The 17,419-nt window shown below is 71.3% G+C and carries 11 protein-coding genes; 6 read left to right on the forward strand and 5 right to left on the reverse strand.

Features of this window, described 5'->3' with window-relative positions; genetic code table 11:
* The 6 genes from HV824_RS29445 to HV824_RS29470 all read left to right on the forward strand — a co-directional run.
* A partial coding sequence (locus HV824_RS29445) for a tetratricopeptide repeat protein (RefSeq protein WP_176424763.1) occupies positions 1 to 2,260 on the forward strand: 2,260 nt, incomplete at its 5' end.
* Between the two features lie 27 nt (positions 2,261 to 2,287).
* Positions 2,288 to 3,232: an ExeA family protein gene (locus HV824_RS29450; RefSeq protein WP_163783643.1), complete on the forward strand. Its 945-nt coding sequence runs from the start codon at positions 2,288 to 2,290 to the stop codon at positions 3,230 to 3,232.
* Positions 3,233 to 3,237: 5 nt separating this feature from the next.
* The gene (locus tag HV824_RS29455; protein ID WP_176424764.1) at positions 3,238 to 7,170 is read left to right on the forward strand and encodes a translocation/assembly module TamB domain-containing protein; all 3,933 of its coding nucleotides are present in this window, start codon (positions 3,238 to 3,240) and stop codon (positions 7,168 to 7,170) included.
* A gap of 41 nt (positions 7,171 to 7,211) precedes the next feature.
* On the forward strand, positions 7,212 to 10,268 hold the full coding sequence (locus HV824_RS29460) for a POTRA domain-containing protein (RefSeq protein WP_217917844.1): 3,057 nt from the start codon (positions 7,212 to 7,214) through the stop codon (positions 10,266 to 10,268).
* A gap of 17 nt (positions 10,269 to 10,285) precedes the next feature.
* Entirely contained in the window at positions 10,286 to 10,798 is a 513-nt protein-coding gene (locus tag HV824_RS29465; RefSeq protein ID WP_176424766.1) for a hypothetical protein, read from the forward strand.
* Between the two features lie 22 nt (positions 10,799 to 10,820).
* Positions 10,821 to 12,140 carry a lysophospholipid acyltransferase family protein gene (locus HV824_RS29470; protein ID WP_176424767.1) on the forward strand — a complete coding sequence of 440 codons (1,320 nt, stop codon included), beginning with the start codon at positions 10,821 to 10,823 and terminating at the stop codon, positions 12,138 to 12,140.
* Here HV824_RS29470 and HV824_RS29475 read toward each other — a convergent pair.
* The 5 genes from HV824_RS29475 to HV824_RS29495 all read right to left on the reverse strand — a co-directional run.
* The gene (locus HV824_RS29475) at positions 12,131 to 13,399 is read right to left on the reverse strand and encodes an MFS transporter (protein WP_176424768.1); all 1,269 of its coding nucleotides are present in this window, start codon (positions 13,397 to 13,399) and stop codon (positions 12,131 to 12,133) included. The two genes, HV824_RS29470 and HV824_RS29475, sit on opposite strands and share 10 nt — an antisense overlap.
* Complete coding sequence (locus tag HV824_RS29480) at positions 13,396 to 14,331, reverse strand: Ppx/GppA phosphatase family protein (protein WP_176424769.1); 936 nt, start codon at positions 14,329 to 14,331, stop codon at positions 13,396 to 13,398. The genes HV824_RS29475 and HV824_RS29480 overlap by 4 nt, the downstream gene beginning before the upstream one ends.
* Positions 14,332 to 14,345: 14 nt before the next feature.
* On the reverse strand, positions 14,346 to 15,530 hold the full coding sequence (locus HV824_RS29485) for an aminotransferase class V-fold PLP-dependent enzyme (RefSeq protein ID WP_176424770.1): 1,185 nt from the start codon (positions 15,528 to 15,530) through the stop codon (positions 14,346 to 14,348).
* 97 nt (positions 15,531 to 15,627) lie between these two features.
* On the reverse strand, positions 15,628 to 16,920 hold the full coding sequence (tolB, locus tag HV824_RS29490; protein ID WP_176419902.1) for a Tol-Pal system beta propeller repeat protein TolB: 1,293 nt from the start codon (positions 16,918 to 16,920) through the stop codon (positions 15,628 to 15,630).
* Positions 16,917 to 17,419, reverse strand: a 503-nt coding sequence (locus HV824_RS29495) for an energy transducer TonB (protein ID WP_176424771.1), incomplete at its 5' end; no start/stop codon positions are given. The genes tolB and HV824_RS29495, both read right to left, overlap by 4 nt.

A 17,419-nucleotide genomic window follows, 5' to 3' on the forward strand; every position in this document is an offset into this window, starting at 1 on the left:
GACCGGCGGCGGCCCCGCGCCCCAGCCCGCGTCGGCAGCGCCCGCGCCGGCGCCCGTGGCACCTCCCGCTCCGGCGGGGATGGGGCGCGAGCAGCTCGCCAAGCTGCTCACCGAGACGGACGTCTACGTCAAGTACGGGCTCCACGACAAAGCGCTGGAGCACCTGCGCAAGGTCTTCTCCGTCGAGCCGGAGAACCTCGACGCCCACGAGAAGGCGTATCAAATCTACGTCGCGTCCGGGAACATGGCCCAGGCGTCGGAGCAGCTGCTGAACGTGCTCCGCCTGTGCACGCGCACGGCGGACGTGCAGCGCGCGCAGCCGTACTTGGCCACCATCCTCCAGGAGAACCCCGCCCATCCCGAGGTGCCCGCGTTCCTGTCCGTGCTGCGCACGACGGGGCCTGTGGTCGCCGCGCCGCCGGTGTCCGTGGTGGAGTCGGTGGGCGAGGACGCCATCCTGGTGGACTCCAGCGATGACGAGATTCTCGTCGCGCCGCCGCCGGAAGACGCGCTCCTGCACCCGCCGGGTGACGAGCTGGCGCTGACCACGCTGCCCGCGAGCGACTCCGACGAGGTCATCGAGGAGGACAGCGACTCCACCGTCATCAGCGAGGAAGCGCTGGTGGGCGAGGCCATCACCTCGGGCGAGTTCGAGGTGTACGGCGCGCCAGACCCAGAGGACCTCGCGGCGGCGTCCGTGGACGAGACGCTGGTGACGGATGACGACCGGTTCGCGCTGACCGACGAGCCGGGCCTCAGCGTCACCGACGACGAGCCGCTCGTCGCCTCCAGCGAGGATGACCTGGCGGCAGCGGCGGCGTACTCGCTCGACGACGAGTCGCTGGTGGACGACGGCGAAGCCACGTCCATGGAGGCGCTGTCGCTTGGGGACGACGACGAGCCGTCGCCCACGCAGATGCACGCGCCCACGCAGGCGCTGCTCGACGAGGCCTCGCCGGACACGCTCCAGGTTCCCACGCTCGACTCTCTGGACGTGCCCTCGCTGGACGACGAGGCGCCTGCGCCACTGGACGTGGAGGACGTGCCCACGCGCGTGGGGGCCGCGCCGTTGACGGCCGCCGACCTGGACGACGACTCGTTCGGGGCCCCGGCGCTGGGCGACCCGATGGAGTTCGAGGAGCCCACGGCCTCGCACGCCGTCGTGGCCGTGGACGACGAGCCCTTCGTGGAGGACGTGCCGGACCTGGCCGCGGACGAGCTGGCCGAGCCGGTCGCCTACGAGGAGCCCGCGGACGCGCTGTCCGAGCCGGTCACCTACGAAGAGCCCGAGCCCGAAGTCGAGGCCGCCGCCGATGAAGAAGAGCCCGCGGCGGAGGAGTGCGACGAGGCGTCGTTCTTCCTCGACCAGGGCCTGCTGGAAGAGGCGCGCGAGATTCTCGAGACGGTGATGATTGCCTTCCCGGGCCACGCGCGCGCAGCCGAGCTGATGGAGCGGCTGGAAGCGGCGGAGGCGGGAGGCGGCGCGGAGCATGAGGAAGCGTCCGCGGAGCCGGCGCACATCCCGAGCGTGCAGCCTGTCACGGACGGCTACGAGGAAGCCGAGGCGACCACGGGCGAGCGCGACGCGTTCGACCTCGCGGCGGAGCTGGCCGGGGAAATCGACAACCTCGGCGACGACGCCGGGGCCACCTCGCTGCCGGCGGAAGAGGACTTCCAGTACTCGGTGGAGGAGGTCTTCTCCGAGTTCAAGAAGAGCCTGGCCAAGGTGGTGAAGCCCGAGGACGTGGACACGCACTACGACCTGGGCATCGCGTACAAGGAAATGGGCCTGCTCGACGACGCGCTCCACGAGTTCGACGTGGCCCGCCAGGGCAGCGCGGGCGGCAAGCGCGAGCTGGACTGCATCACCATGATGGGCATGCTCCAACTGCTGCGCGGCGACGCGGCGGCGGCCGTGGAGGTCTTCCGCGAGGGCCTGGCCAATCCCCACGCCACCGGCGAGGCGGCCAAGGCGCTCGGCTTCGAGCTGGCGACGGCCTACGAGGCCCAGGGTGACGCGGGCAAGGCGCTCTTCCACTACCAGCGCGTGGCCGCGATGGACGGGAAGTACCGGGAGGTCGCCGGGCATGTGTCCCGGCTTGCGGCTTCCGTGGAGCCGGTGGAGGATCCGCTCCCGACGCCTTCTGGCAATGGGGCCAAGGCCACCAGCAGCCCGCCCGCACCCGCGGGAGCCGCGGCGCCCACCACTCCGATACCAGCGGCTGGCGCGTCCAAGGCGCGCAAGGTCGGCTACCTGTAGTTGCACCCCGCGAGGTCCGGCGAGCCCATGACTACGTACCTGGACTTCTTCGAGCTGACCCAGGAGCCCTTCTCCAACGCTCCCGTCAGCCGCTTCTATTACAACTCGGCGCAGCACTCGCAGGCGCTCACCCGGCTGATGCACGCGGTGAGCTACATGAAGGGCCTGTCCATCCTCGTCGGTGACATTGGCGCGGGAAAGACGACGCTGGCCCGACGCATGCTCGACTCGCTTCCGGAGTCCGAGTACGAGGCCGCGCTGCTCGTCATCATCCACTCCGGCATCACCGCCAACTGGCTGCTGCGCCGAATCGCCCTGCAGCTGGGCGTGGAGAATCCGGCGCAGGAGAAGCTGGCGCTGCTGTCGCAGCTCTACCAGCGGCTGCTCCAAATCTACGAGTCCGGCAAGAAGGCCGTCGTCCTCATCGACGAGGCGCAGATGCTGGAGACGCGCGAGCTGATGGAGGAGTTCCGGGGGCTGCTCAACCTGGAGGTGCCGGAGCGCAAGCTCATCTCCTTCGTCTTCTTCGGCCTGCCGGAGATCGAAAAGAACCTGAAGCTGGACGCGCCGCTCGCGCAGCGCGTGGCCATGCGCTACCGGCTGGAGCCCTTCACCGCCGAGTCGACCGAGGCCTACGTCAAGCACCGCCTCCGGCTCGCGGGCTGCCCGCGCATGCCCTTCAGCCCGGAGGCGCTGCTGGCCGTGCACGAGCACTCGTCTGGCTCGCCCCGCGTCATCAACACCCTGTGCGACAACGCGCTCTTCGAGGCCTTCCTCGCGCGCGAGCAGACGGTGTCCGCGGAGCTGGTGCATCGCATCGGGAAGAACCTGGGCCTGCTCGGGGTGAACACGCCCGCCGGGCAAGCAGCCGAGCGGCCGAGCGCTCCGGCGTCGGCGCTCCCCAGGACGGCGAGCAGCAAGGTGGACCTCGCGGAGATCGACCGCTACCTCGAAGGGCTGGGTAAGCTGTAGCGGCTTTGTCTTCTCAGAGCCGCCACGGTGCGCGCAGGGCGCTGCTGTTGGTGCTCCTCGTCTTGTCGGGGAGCGTGCTCCTGTTGCGCATGCCGGAGTCCTGGGAGGTGGCGTGTACGCTGGGACGCCGACACCTGCCGGATGTGCTGGGCCTGGATGTGGGGCTCGGCCGTTGCGAGTTGGATCCGCTGGGCTCGCGCGTGGTGGTGCACGGCTTCTCGCTGTTCCTTCCCGGCACGGACTCTCCGCTGGTGGCCGTGGACAGGGCGGAGGTGCAGCTCGGCTTCTTCCAGCCTTTTCAGGGACGGCTGACGCTGGCCCAGGTGAAGGCGACACGGCCCCGCGTGGCGCTGGATTTGTCGCAGCCCTCCGCACCATCCGAGCCCAAGTCCGACTTCTGCTTCCTGGAGCCGCTCGAGCACCTGCGCGTGGCGAAGCTCGACATCTCCGGCGCGGAGCTGCGCCTGGCGCTGCCCGAGGGCCGCCGCGTGGAGGTGGACGAGCTGGACGTCCGCTGGGACGAGCAGTGGGGCGTCATCGAGCTGGACGTGGAGGCCCGGCGTGGCCGGGTGCGCCTGGGCCCGGACGGACGCGAGCTGGCGCTGGGGCAGCTCGTGGTCGCGGGCGCGTTGGACCCGGACGAAGCCCTGCTGGAGCTGGAGCGCGCCGAGGTGTCGCTGGACGACATCACCACCACGGTGTCCGGCCGCGTGGATTCGCTGTGCGCGCCGCGGCTGGCCCTGGACGCACAGGTGTTCCTCCCGCTGCGCGCGCTGTACCAGGCGCGGCTGATTCCCAGCCCGGCGACGGGGCACCTCTGGTCGCGTGTGTCTATCGCTGGGAAGGTGGCGTCCCCCGCGGTGTCGCTGGAGCTGTCGGGCAACAGCCTGGGGTACGGGAACTTCGGCCCGACGAACCTCCACGCGCGCTTGTCGTACTCGGGTGACGACGTCCGGCTGGAAGAGCTCACGCTGCCGGTGGGCGTGGGCAGGGTGCGCGCGACGGGGCGGCTGGGCCTCACGCCGAACCTCCCGCTGGAGGTGTCGCTGACGACGGAGGACGCGTCGTTGGGCCACATCCTGGACCGGGCGGGCGTGAAGGGCTCCTGGGTGGACTTCCCGGCCACGCTGGACGCCCGGCTGTCCGGTAACCTGTTGCCGCGCTTCTCCCTGTCGGGCCCGTTGGACCTGCGGACCGGGAAGTTCGTGCTGGCCACGCATGCGTTCGACACGCAGCCGAAGGACGGGCTCACGATTCTGGAGTTCGACAAGGCCCGCGCGCAGGCGCAGGTGAAGCTCCAGTCGGACCGCGTGGCCTTCAGCCACGTCAACGCGGAGGTGGGCCACTCGCGCGTGACGGGGGACGTCGTGCTGCTGCTGGCGGGCGGCCTGGGCCTGGACATCCACGGGCAGGGCGACGTGGACCTGGCGGACTTCGGCCACATCGCGGGCCTGCCCTGGGCCGGGCGGGGCCACGCCACGTACGCGGTGACGGGCCCCGCGGCGGACGTGAAGGTGGAGGCCGGCCTGTCCTTCCGCGACTTCGAGTTCTGGAACCTGTCGCTGGGGGTGATGCAGGGGAAGCTGGCCTACAAGGACCAGGTGCTCACGTTCCCCGCCTTCTCCGGCCAGAAGGGGCGCACGCAGTACTACGGCAAGGCGGGCGTGTCCTTCGGGCGGCTGCTCAACCTGCGCCTGGAGGTGAACGTCCCGCAGGGCCGCAACGAGGACCTGGTGGACGTGGTGGCGGGCCTGAGTCCGTCGCTCGCGGTGATGCAGGGCACGCTGGGTGGAACGGCCACCGGCCGCGTGGAGGTGGACAGCCCCGTGGAGAAGCTGGAGGGGCTGGTGGCGTTCGACGTCAAGGACACCACCTACCTGGGGCGGCGCATGGGCGACGGCGCGGCGCGGCTGCGCTTCGTGGATGGCAAGGCGATGGTGCTGGAGCGCACCACCCTCATGGGGCCGCTGGGCCGCACCTGGGCGGAGGGCACCTTCACGTTCGAGGGGGGGCTGGACTACCGCTTCGGCGGAGACGGCCTGTCGCTGGCCGAGGCGGTGGACCCGGAGCTCGCCGAGCGCATGGGCATGCAGGGCACCATGGTGATGGACGGCGTCGTGTCGGGCACCGCCGACGTGCCGGTGGTGGACGTCACGCTGCGCGCGCCGCGCGTCACCTTCGCCGAGCGGGACCTGGGCGCCATGGACCTCACCGGGCGCATGGTGGGGAAGAACTTCGAGGTGTGGGGCCACCCCTTCCGGGACGCCACCGGCCGCATCCGCATGAAGGTGCAGGAGAACTGGCCCTATGAAGCCCAGGGCTCGTTCTCGCTGCCGGAGATTCGCCCGCTGCTGCCGGACGCGCCGCTGTGGGCGGGCGTCAGCGGGGCCCTGTCGGGCACGATGAGCGCCAAGGGCCAGCTCCTGGAGCCCGCGGGCTCGCAGGTGAACGCCACCGTGGAGCGGCTGGTCCTCTCCCGCGACGACCTGCGCGGGGAGAACGCGGGCCCCATCGTGCTGGCGTACGCGGCCGGGCGGACGGACGTGCAGCCCTTCCGCTTCACGGGGCAGCACGTGGACCTGTCGCTGGGGGGATGGATGAGCCCGCGCGGACTGAACGTGACGCTGCGGGGCGGGTTGGATTTGCGCCTGCTGGAGTCGTTGATGCCCGCCATGGTGGAGCGCGCCTCCGGGCGCGTCACCGTGGACGCCGAGGCCTCCGGGACGCTGGAGAAGCCCTCCGTGGTGGGCTCCGCCGAGCTGTTCGACATGCGGCTGGCGCTGCGGGACTGGCCCGTCCAGGTGCGCAACATGGCCGGACGCGTGGAGCTGACGGGCCAGCGCGTGCTGGTGGAGCACCTGCAGGGCCAGCTCAATGAGGGCCGCGTGTCCGCGCGCGGCGACGTGCGGCTGGAGCGCTTCCTGCCGCAGCGGCTGGGGCTCACCATCCAGTTGGACGAGGTGCCCTACCGGCTCACGGAGGACCTGCCCGCGACCTTCTCCGGCCTGCTCCAGGTGATTGGTCCGCCCAAGGGCTTCACCGTCACCGGTGGCATGGACATCGTGAAGTTGCGTTACCAGAAGGCGCTGGACGTGGATGCGCTGCTGAAGACGATGCAGAAGCGCACCACCCACCTGGCGGCGGGCACGTCCTCCTCCTCGTCCGGTGAGCCTCCGAAGCCCTGGGTCATCTGGGACGTGAATGTCCACTTCGGCGACGTCCGCGTGGACAACAACCTGGCGAAGGCCCGCCTGCTGGGGGACGTGCGGCTGACGGGGACCGATTTGCGGCCGGGGCTGCTGGGCCGGGTGGAGCTGGCCGAGGGCAGCCAGGCCTTCTTCCGCAACAACCCCTTCACCATCAGTCAGGGGCAGCTCGAGTTCCAGGACGCCACGCAAATCGACCCTGTCTTCGAGGTCCAGGCGCAGACGCAGGTGCGTGAGTTCGTGGTGAAGCTGCACGCCTTCGGCAAGCCGGCGGACCCCCAGATTCTGCTCTCCTCGGAGCCCGCGCTGGTGGAGGGCGACATCGTCTCGCTGCTCACCCTGGGGTTTACCTCGTCAGACCAGGATACCGCGGCCTCGGCGAGCGCCGGCCTGGCGGCCGAGGCCCTCTTCAACGTGTCGGGCCTGGACCGGCAGCTCCAGCGCTTCCTTCCCAGCAATCCGGTGTTGAGGGATTTGACCCTGCAGATTTCGACCACCTACAACGACGCCACCCGGCAAGCGGAGCCCACCGCGCAACTGGAGTCGAAGTTCCTGAGCGAGCAGCTTAAAATCGGTATGACGCAACCCGTGAGCGGGCGCGGCACGCGGGCGCGGGCCGAGTACCGTTTCGATGACCGACTCTCCGCGCAGGCCCAGTGGGACAACGAGAACAACGAAGCCTCGTTTGGAAACCTCGGGCTCGAGCTGAAGCTGAGCTGGGAGGTCGAGTAGTCCGGGCCCTCGCGGTGCTGGCGCTGGTGCTCTGCGTCCTCATGCCGGGCGCGGCGCGCGCGCAGGCGGACGCCGGCACTGGCTTCGGCGCCGAAGTCATCGCCGTGGAGCTGCACCTGCCCGGAGGCGCCGACGCGCAGGGCCTGAGCGACCTGGTGGCGGTGCGCAAGGGGCAGACGCTGACGCCGGGCGCGGTGCGGCGCTCGGTGGAGCGGCTGTGGGCCACGGGCCGCTTCACGGACGTGGTGGCGCGCACGGAGCCGGTGCGTGGCGGGGTGCGGCTGATGTTCCAGCTCACGCCCGTGGCGCGGCTGGCGCGGCTGCGCTTCGAAGGCAACGCCGTGCTGTCGGACGGGGAGCTGCTGGAGGCCAGCAGCTTGCTGGAGGGCGGGCCGCTGGACGCGGAGGAGCTGCAGGGCGCGGTGTCGTCCGTGCTCCAGGCGTATCAGCGCAAGGGGTACGACTCGACGAGAGTCTCCGTGACGCAGGAGCCGGTGACGGAGGGCATCGCGGTGGTGCTCGCCGTGGACGAAGGGCTGCCCACGCGGGTGCGGCAGGTGACCTTCTCCGGCAGCCCCGGCCTCCCGCTGTCCCGGCTGCTGGAGGTGCTGGCGCTGCGGCCGGGGCAGGTGTTCGACCGGGCGCGCCTGTCCAGCTCGCTGGAGGAGCTGCGCGCGCTGCTGCGCGGCGAGGGCTACTGGCGCGCGCAGGTAGGAGCGCCCGCGGTGCTGGTGGAGGGCAGCTTCGCGTCGGTGGCGGTGCCCCTGATGGCGGGGCCTCGCTACGTGGTGCGCTTCCACGGCAACCGCCACTTCCCGCCGGGCGTGCTGGAGCGCGTGCTGGCGCACGATGTCTCGGAGCCCATGGACGAGGTCGTCGCCGGCCGGCTCGCGCGGCGCATGGAGGTCTTCTACCGCTACCGCGGCTTCCACGACGTGCGCGTGCGTCCCCGCGAGGTGCTGCGCCCGGATGCGGAGGTGGCGGCGCTGGTGTTCGATGTGGAGGAGGGGCACCCGCTGCACGTGGCCGACGTGCGCTTCCATGGCAACCACGGGCTGCCGGTGGAGACGCTGCGCGCGCTGCTCGCGGAGCGGGTGCAGGCGGGCATGACGCGGCCGGAGCTGGACCTGCGGTTGCTCGACGACCCGCTGAACACCGAGGGACGCCACGGCCCGGAGCTCCCGGGCGTCGCGCCGCCGCCGCCTGCGTCCACCGTTTACGTGGAGGACGCGTGGCTGGAGGCCGTGGAGGCCATGAACGAGGCGTACCGCGAGCAGGGCTTCCTCTCCGCGGTGGTGACGTTCCGGGGCCTGACGGTGGACGTGGTGGGACGCACGGCGGTCGCGGACTTCGACGTGGAGGAGGGGCCGCAGGCGCGCCTGGTGAAGGTGGACTTCGAGGGTGTGCCGCCGGGCCTGACGGCCTGGGTCATGGGACGGCGCATGCGCGAGGGCGCGCCGCTGAGCTTCGACACGGTGGAGTCCTCGCGTCAGGCGCTGGAGCAGGAGCTGGGGCGGCAGGGTTACCTCTTCGCGCGCGTCACCACGGAGACGGGCGTGGGCGAGGACGGGACGCGGGCGACCGTCATCTTCCGCGCGGACGCGGGTCCGCAGGTGAAGGTCGGGAAGATTCTGGTGCAGGGCCTGACGCGCACGGACCCGGACCTGGTGCTGGCCAACCTCGCGGTGGAGGAGGGCAAGCCCGTCGCGCTGGATGAGCTGACGGAGGGCCAGCGCCGGCTCGCGCGCCTGGGCGTGTTCCGGCAGGTGGACATCGCACTGGCGGACCCCACCCGGCGCGAGGACACCAAGGACGTGCTGGTGACGGTCCAGGAGCGGCCCCGGCTGGATGGCCAGGTGTCCGGCGGCTACTTCCTGGTGGATGGTCCCCGCATCACGCTGGACACGGCCTACCGCAACCTGGACGGGCTGGGGCTCAGCCTGCTGGCGCGCGGGAAGATCAACTACGCGGGCTGGGGCGCGGAGGCGCTGTCTCGCGACAGGCGCATCGCCTGTCAGCAGACGGTGACCGGCGGCGGCCCCGCGCCGGGCTGTGACGTGGAGCTCCAGGGGCTCAATGGCTTTGGGGGCCGGGGCAACCTCGCGCTGGCGCAGCCCCGGCTGTTCTTCCTGCTGCCGCTGCAGGTGGGGGCCCGGCTGGACCTCATTGGCGAGCGCGTGCACCGGCCTTCCTACGTGTCCTCGCGGTTCGCGGCGGCGGCCGCCATGGACTGGGCCGCGGCGACGTGGCTCAACCTGTCGCTGTCCTACGAAGTGGAGAACAACCGGCTGCGTTCGCGCGCGGGCGTGCTGGAGCTGCTCAACCGCGCGGACCGGGAGCGGCTGCGCTACCCGTTCGGCGACTTCGCGCTGCACTCGCTGCGGCCCTCCGCAACGCTCGACTTCCGGGACGACCCGGCCAACCCGCGCCGGGGCGTGGTGTTCGTCTCCAGCGCGGAGTTCACCCGCGGCTTGAGCGTGCGGCCCACGGACGTGGCGGGCAACCGCGTGGAGGCGTACCCCATCGACGGCGTGAAGCTGTCGGGCAGCCTCAGTGGCTACATCCCCCTGGGACGCCGGGCGAGCGTGGCGCTGTCCGCGCGCGCGGGCACCATCATCCCGCTGGAGGAGCAGGCACAGGCCATTGGCTCGAAGCTGTTCTACCTGGGCGGCTCGTCCAGTCTGCGCGGCTTCCGTGAGGACGGTGTGCTGCCGGAGGACGTCCGCGGCGCGTTGCAGCAGCGGCTGCGAGACTGCCGCGCGCTGATTTCGCCGTCGGGGTGCTCCGCCGAGCTGAAGGCCGTGCTCGCCGGACAGGTCCCCGCGAGCCAGGGCGGCGAGCTCTTCACCCTGGGCAAGGCGGAGCTTCGCCTGCCGGCCCTGTCCTCCGTGGACCTGGGGCTCTTCTTCGAGGCGGGCAACCTGTGGCTGGACCGGACGCAGTTCGACCCGGGCCGGCTGCGCTACACGGCGGGCGCGGGCCTGCGCTACGTGACGCCCGTGGGCCCGCTGGCCTTCGACGTGGGCTTCAACCTGGACCCCGACGAGTCGGTGAACGAGGCCACCACGCAGTTCCACTTCAGCATCGGGACGTTCTGAGGGAGGCGAGGGTGCGCATGCGCTGGCCGCGGTGGATGGTGGGGCTGGGGCTCCTGCTCCTGGCGGGCTGCCGGACCACGTCGGAGTCCGCTCAGGGGCCGGCGCGGCCCAAGTGGATGCCGCCGGAGGGGACGTGCCCCCGGGGCGCCTTGCTGCAGATGGAGCGCCTGGGCCTGAAGCCGGGGGACAAGGTCCCCGTCATCGTGGATGCCATCCAGGACCACCCGGGGCCGGCGCGCTACAACTACAGCTTCGTGATTGCGCTGCCGCGCGAGCAGGGAGAGCAGCAGCTCCCCGGCGCCCGCATCGGCGGCCGTCTATACGTGACGAAGCACCGCGTCTTCGGCCGGTATGACCGCATCTTCCTGCCGGAGTCCGGGGCGATGTCGGTGCCCTTCTGCGGCATCCTCCTGGATTCGCGCTGGGACAGGGACGGCGAGGGCCTGATTGCCTACCCGAGCCCGATGAAGGGCTTCTCCGTGGTGCAGGACAACACCGGCGTCATCCAGGTGGTGGACCGGTATCCCTGAGACGTGGAGTACAGTCTCCGCCGTGTTCTACGCGTGCGTGCGTGCGGTGGTGGCGCTGGGTCTCCGACTCTTCTACCGGGTGAGGGTGAATGCCCCGGCGGTGGAGCCGGACGGCCCGGTGCTCTTCGTGGGCAATCATCCCAACGGGCTCATCGACCCGGCGCTGGTGTTCATCCTCACGCGGCGCAAGGTGACGTTCCTGGCGAAGGCGCCGCTGTTCCGGATGCCCGTCATCGGCTGGCTGCTGAAGGGGTTGGACGCGCTGCCGGTGTACCGGAAGCAGGATGACCCGGCGAAGATGGGCGGCAACGAGGGCACGCTGGACGCCGCGAAGGGCGCGCTGGTGCAGGGGCGCGCCATCACCATCTTCCCCGAGGGCAAGAGCCACTCCGAGCCCGGGCTCGCCGAGCTGAAGACGGGCGCGGCGCGCATCGCCCTGAGCGCGGCGAAGGCGGGGGCTCCGGTGCGCATCGTCCCCGTGGGGCTCACCTACGCGGAGAAGCACGTGTTCCGCAGTGAGGTGCTCATCGACGTGGGGCCCGCCATCGACGTGCAGGCCTTCCTGCCCGCGGACGCCGCGGCGGAGCCCGACAGCGTCCGCGCCCTCACCGAGCGCATCGCCAGCGGGCTGCGCGCGGTGACGCTCAACCTGGAGCAGTGGGCGGACCTCCCGCTGGCGCAGCTGGCCGAGCAGCTCTTCGCCTTCAAGCAGGGTGGGGCGCTCGACGCGGAGCGCCTGCGCTTGTGGGCGCGCGGCGTCCAGATGTTCCGCGTCCAGGAGCCGGAGCGCTTCGAGTCCCTGCGCGCGCAGCTCGCCGCCTTCCGGCACCGCATGGCGCTGGTGCAGGCGGCGGGGCCGGAGGACCTGGCGCTGGTGTACCGCCCGGGGAACGTGGTGCCCTTCGTGGTGAAGAACGTGCTGGCGCTGGTGCTGGGCCTGCCGCTGTTCGCCCTGGGGCTGGGCCTGTTCTGGCTGCCCTACCAACTGCCCCGGCTCGCCAGCCGCAACGCCGAGCTGGACGTGCAGGCCACGGTGAAGTTCCTCACCGCCTTCGTGGTGGCGCTGGCGTGGTGGGGCGCGCTGACGGCCGCGGCGGCGGTGTGGGGGAGCTCGCTGCTGGCCGTGGCCGTCTTCCTCGCCGTGCCGCCGCTGGCGCTGTTCACCCTCTACTTCGCCGAGCGCTGGGAGTCGCTCCAGCGAGACATCCGCGTGTTCTTCACGCTGGGCAGCCGCGCGCGCCTCAAGGGACTGCTGCTCGCGGAGGGCGAGCGGCTGGCCTTGGAGCTGGAGCGCCTGGCCGACGAATACCGGCCGAGGCTGGACGCCGCCGCTCAGCCCTGACGCGCGAGGGGCACCGCTTCACGGAACAGCCGGGCGCCCAGCAGCAGCGCGAAGCCGCCGAGGAGCACGGGCAGGGCGTTCACCGCGATGGCGGTGTGCAGGCTGGACGCGTCCGCGATGTTGCCGATGAGCGCGGGCGAAATCGCGTCACCCAGAAGGTGGATGCACAGCACATTCAGGCCCATGGCGAAGGCGCGGAACGCGGGAGGCACGCAGTTGACGATGGCCGCGTTGATGGGGCCGCTGTTGAGGAAGATGAGGAACTGCGCCAGGGCAATCGCGGCGAAGGTGGGGCCCATGGCCTCCAGGTTCACCGCCAGGTACATGCACGGGGCCGCCAGCATCAGGCCAATGCCGGACATCCACAGCCCGCCGCCCTCGCGCTTGCGGTCCAGCTTGTCGCCGAGCCAGCCGCCGGCCACCGTCCCCAGCAGGCCGGCCACCGCCGTAATCGCGCCGAAGATGAAGCCCGAGCTGTCCTGCGCCATGCCGCGCTCGCGCACCAGGTACGTGGGCATCCAGAAGCCCAGGCCACCAATGGAGAACGTCATCAGCGTGTAGCCGGCCGTCACCGCCCAGAAGGCCGAGTTCCGCGCCAGCCCCTTCAGGCCCACCATGAAGGGCATCTTCGTCTGCGCGTCCGGCCCGTCCATGGCGCCGCGCTGGGGCTCCGGCATGAAGAAGGCCATGGCGCCCAGAATCAGCCCGGGCACGCCCCCCGCGAAGAAGGCGACGTGCCACGAGTACGCCTGCGTCAGCCACCCGCCCAGGCCGTAGCCCGCGGCGGCGCCCACGGGGATGGCGATGTAGAAGAACGCCAGCATCCGCGTGCGCTGCGTGCGCGGGTACAAGTCGGAGATGATGCTGGGCGCCACCGCGCCGTAGCCGGCCTCGCCGATGCCAATCACCGCGCGGGCCAGGAGCAGCGCGCCGAACGAGGTGGCCAGCCCGCTGGCCCCGGTGGCCAGGCTCCAGAGAATCACTCCGCCCGCCACCAGCAGCCGCCGCGGGTAGCGGTCCCCGAGGAACCCGCCCAGCGGCGACGCCAGCATGAACACCACGATGAACATGGTGCCCAGCAGTCCGGACTGGGTGTCGTTGATGCCGAATTCCTGCTGGATGCCCGGCAGCGCCACCGCGACGATGTAGCGGTCGAGGTAGTTGACCAGGTTGATGAGGGTGAGGATGAGCAGCGCATAACCCGCGTTGCTGGCGGGCACGGCGGACGCGGCCGGTGAGGCCACGGGCTGGGCGTTCATGAAGTGGTGGCTCCGGCTCCAAAGCGGTGCGCGAGCAGGCCCCAGCGCAGGCCCTTGTCACTGACGCGGCAGGCCTCCAGTCCCAGCGCCTTCACCGACTCCAGCAGGATGAGGGCGCCCGCGGGGATGACGTCCGCGCGCTTGGGCTGCATGCCGGGCAGGGCGCGCCGCGCCTCCAGCGGCATGGCGCACAGCCGGTCCGTCAGGGCGGACAGCTCGCCCACGGACAGCGTGCCGCCGTGGACCCGCTCCGCGACGTAGGGGTGGATGGCGTGCCGCACGGCGTACAGCGTCGTCACCGTGCCCGCCACGCCCACCAGGGCCGCGCCGGACGGCGGGGCGGGGAGGGCGCGGAAGGTGTCGCGCAAGTGGGCTTCGACGCGCGCGCGGTCCTCCGACGTCATCGGGTCCGAGCCGACGAAGCGCTCCGTCATGCGCACCGCGCCCACGTCGAAGCTGTGGCGGAAGTCCACGTGGCCGCCGCGGTTGCCGTAGATGAACTCCGTGGAGCCGCCGCCAATATCGAGCACCAGCAGGGGGCCCGCCGCGTCCGCCGCGAAGTCCGCGTGCACCGCGGCGAAGGACAGCTCCGCCTCCATGGCGCCGGAGATGATTTCCACCGTCACGTCCGCCCGCGCCTTCGCCGCCGCGAGGAACTCCGCGCCGTTCTCCGCGTCACGCGCGGCGCTGGTGGCGGACACGGCGATGCCCTCCGCGCCCAGCTCGCGCGCCTCGCGGGCGAAGGACTCCAGCACCTGGAGCGTCGCCTCCAGGCCTTCGGCGGAGAGCTTGCGCGTCGCGTCCACGCCCCGGCCCAGGCGCGTGATCTCCGCGCGCTCCCGCACGGCCTCGAAGCGGCCCTCCGGGGTGCGCTCCGCGACGAGCAGGAGGACGGAGTTGCTTCCAACGTCGATGGTGGCGAAGCGCGACATGCGCGGCAGCCTACTCAACGCAGCAGCGCTTCCAAAGCGTCACCCAGGGCCTGGTAGTCAGCGGGGGTGTTGTAGAGCTGCGCGGACAGGCGCACATGCCGGTGCGGCGGCCGGGGCCAGGGGGTGATTTGCGCCTCGATGCGGTACTCGTCGAACAGGCGCAGGTGGAGCGGGTCCACGTAGAGCGGGGGCGGGGGGACTTCAGGGAAGCCGTCCGGCAGCGTCACCGTGGCCATGCTACCCACCATGTCCTCGGGGCAGGTGGGCTGGGTGCCCAGCCGCGAGCACAGCAGGCGCCGCGCCGCCAGCACCTTGGCCCGGTTTGACGCCATGACCTCCGGCCAGCCGCCGGGGAGCAGCCCGCCCACGAAGCGAATCGCGTCGGGCACGCAGAGCATGGGCGACGGGTCGTGTGTCCCCGTCCAGTCGAAGTCCAGCCGGAAGCGCGAACGGTCCGTCCGCCGGGAGTTGTGCCCGTGGCTCACGGACAGGGGTTTGATGGCGGGCTGGAGGTCACGCCGGACGTGCAGGAACGCGGCGCCCTTGGGGGCGCACAGCCACTTGTGGCAGTTGCCCGTGTAGTAGCCGGCACCCAGCGCGCGCAGTGACAGCGGCAGCATGCCCGGCCCGTGCGCGCCATCCACCAGCGTCTCCACGCCGCGCTCGCGCAGGACGGTGACGAGCTGTGCCAGCGGCAGCACCAGGGCCGTCTGGCTGGAGACGTGGTCCACCAGGAACAGGCGCGTGCGTGGGGTGACGTGGGGCAGCACCGCGTCCACCACCGACTGTGCGGACGGCACCGGCCAGGGCAGCTTCGCCACCACCACCTTGGCGCCCCACTGCGAGGCCACGAAGTCCAGCGCGTTGCGGCTGGCGTTGTACTCGTGGTCGGTGGTGAGCAGCTCGTCGCCGGGGGCGAAGCGCAGCGAGCGCAGCACCGTGTTCACCCCCGCCGTCGCGTTGGGGACGAAGCCCAGGTCGTCCGCGTCCGCGTCGAGGAACGTGGCGAGCGCGGCGCGGGCGTCATCCAGCAGCGGCTCGATTTCGCGGTGGAGGAAGCGCACCGGCTCGGCCTCCAGGCGCGCGCGCAGCTCGGACTGTCGCTGGAGGACGGCTGTCGGGCAGGCGCCGAACGAGCCGTGGTTCAGGAAGACGACCTCGGGGTCCAGGCTCCAGTGGCTGCGGAAGGGCGCGCTCATGCGGGTGGACTCGACCCGAGCGCGCCCCGCCTGTCAACGTGACGTCCTGGTGCCGGGCGTGGGGCGCCTGCTTGCGTCCCACGGGCCCAGGGGACGGCTACTGCGCCTGCGGCAGCGGCGACCAGTCCGGCGTCTGGTAGACGCCCTTCTCGGCGCGCAGCGGCAGCTGGTTGTTGCCGTCCGCCGTCATGACGTAGAGCCGCGAGCCGCCGTTGCGCGTGGACGTGAAGACGATGAGCCGCCCGTTGGGAGAGAAGGCGGGCTCCTCGTTGCTGCCCTGGTCCTGCGTGAGGCGCGTCACCTTGCCCGTCTCGACGCTGACGGTGAAGAGGTCGAAGGCGTTGCGCTCGTCGCGAGCGGTGAAGACGATGAGGTCCCCGCGCGGCGACCAGTCCGGGGTCTGGTTGTAGTTGCCCTGGAAGGTGAGCCGGCGCACGCCCGTGCCGTCCGCGTTCATGATGTAGACCTGCGGGCTGCCGCCCCGGTTGGACACGAAGGCGATGCGCTTGCCGTCCGGCGACCAGGTGGGGCTGGTGTTGAGGCCATAGGGCGTGTCGGTGATGGCGCGCGCGCCGCTGCCGTCCGCGTTGGCCACGTACACCTGGGCGCTCTCTCCTTCGGCCAGCGAGTACGCGATGCGCTTGCCGTCCGGAGAGAAGGCCGCGCCGGTGGCCATCTGCCCGCCGGAGACGACGGCCTTCGCCTCACCGCCAGGGGACTGCACGTAGATGTCCGGGCGATTCTTGCGGTACGTGGTGAAGGCGACCCGCGAGCCGTCCTGGCTCAGCGCGGGCAGGATGTTGATGCCGCCCTTGGTGAGCGCCTGGGCATTGCCGCCGTCCCAGTCCGCCACGTACACGTCGCGGTTGGAGCCCGCCTTGCGCACGTAGGTGATGCGGGACAGGAAGGGACTGGGCTCCTTGGTGAAGTGCCGGTACAGCGCGTCCGCCAGCCGGTGCGCCAGCAACGAGGCGTTGTCGCCAGGCGCGTCCTTGGACACCTTCAGGTCCTCGCGGCCGGTGCCCACGTTGAACAGGCGCAGCTCCCCGCGCAGCACGCCGCCATCCTGCGCCAACGACACCTTCACGAGCGCCTCCGCGCCCACGTCCGCCCAGCGGCTGAAGTTGATGCTGGCCGCGGCCATGCCTTCCTTCGCGTCCGCCGTGAAGCCCTTGCGGTCCAGCACCTGGAGGATGCCGGAGGCGGCCAGGTCGAAGCTGAAGGCCGCGTCGAAGGGGGCCACCAGCGCCTTCGCGCCGTCGTTCTGCGTCAGCGGCGCGGGCACCGCCACCGGCAGCGGGCGGAAGTTGGCGCCGGAGATTTCGATGGTGGGCGCCTGCGCGAGCGCGACGACGGGGAGGAGCAGCAGGGAGAGGAGCAGGGCTTTCATAGGGCGTTGAACACCAGGTTGACGCCGCTCTTCTGCAGGGCGTCCCGGAGATGGTCCGGCGGAGGAGAAAAGGGCGCGGCCTTGCGCACGGCCGTGACGACGGCCGAGTCGAAGAGGTCGTTCCCACTGGCCTTGGTGAGATTCACGTCCAGCACTTCACCCGTGCGGCCCAGGCGCACCGCCACCGTGGCCTTGAGGTGCAGCCGCTCGGATTCGGGGATGGTGTCCGCCACGCTGTAGTGGCGGCGGACCTGCGACTGGAGCAGGCCGAAGTAGCGCTCGCCTTCCGCGGTGGCCGAGTCGCCGTCCGGGTCGCCGTCCTCGGCGCCCTCCGCCTCTTCGGGCTCGGCCGCCTTGGCCGTCTTGTCGAAGGCGCCGAAGAGCCGCTTGCGCCGGTCCTCGCCCGTCGTCTCGCCCTTCTGCGGCGTGGGCTTGGACGTGGAGGGCTCCGGCTTCACGCCGCAGAAGGGCGAGACGACGGGCGAGGACCGGCGCAAGC

Origin of the sequence: Myxococcus sp. AM009 (assembly GCF_013372605.1) — a bacterium.
GTDB lineage: Bacteria > Myxococcota > Myxococcia > Myxococcales > Myxococcaceae > Myxococcus > Myxococcus vastator.

Coding starts and splice junctions, on each gene's coding strand:
- HV824_RS29460 (WP_217917844.1), top strand. CDS start 7,212: ATGCCGGGCGCGGCGCGCGCGCAGGCGGACGCCGGCACTGGCTTCGGC.
- tolB (WP_176419902.1), bottom strand. CDS start 16,920: ATGAAAGCCCTGCTCCTCTCCCTGCTGCTCCTCCCCGTCGTCGCGCTC.
- HV824_RS29475 (WP_176424768.1), bottom strand. CDS start 13,399: ATGAACGCCCAGCCCGTGGCCTCACCGGCCGCGTCCGCCGTGCCCGCC.
- HV824_RS29480 (WP_176424769.1), bottom strand. CDS start 14,331: ATGTCGCGCTTCGCCACCATCGACGTTGGAAGCAACTCCGTCCTCCTG.
- HV824_RS29450 (WP_163783643.1), top strand. CDS start 2,288: ATGACTACGTACCTGGACTTCTTCGAGCTGACCCAGGAGCCCTTCTCC.
- HV824_RS29465 (WP_176424766.1), top strand. CDS start 10,286: ATGCGCTGGCCGCGGTGGATGGTGGGGCTGGGGCTCCTGCTCCTGGCG.
- HV824_RS29485 (WP_176424770.1), bottom strand. CDS start 15,530: ATGAGCGCGCCCTTCCGCAGCCACTGGAGCCTGGACCCCGAGGTCGTC.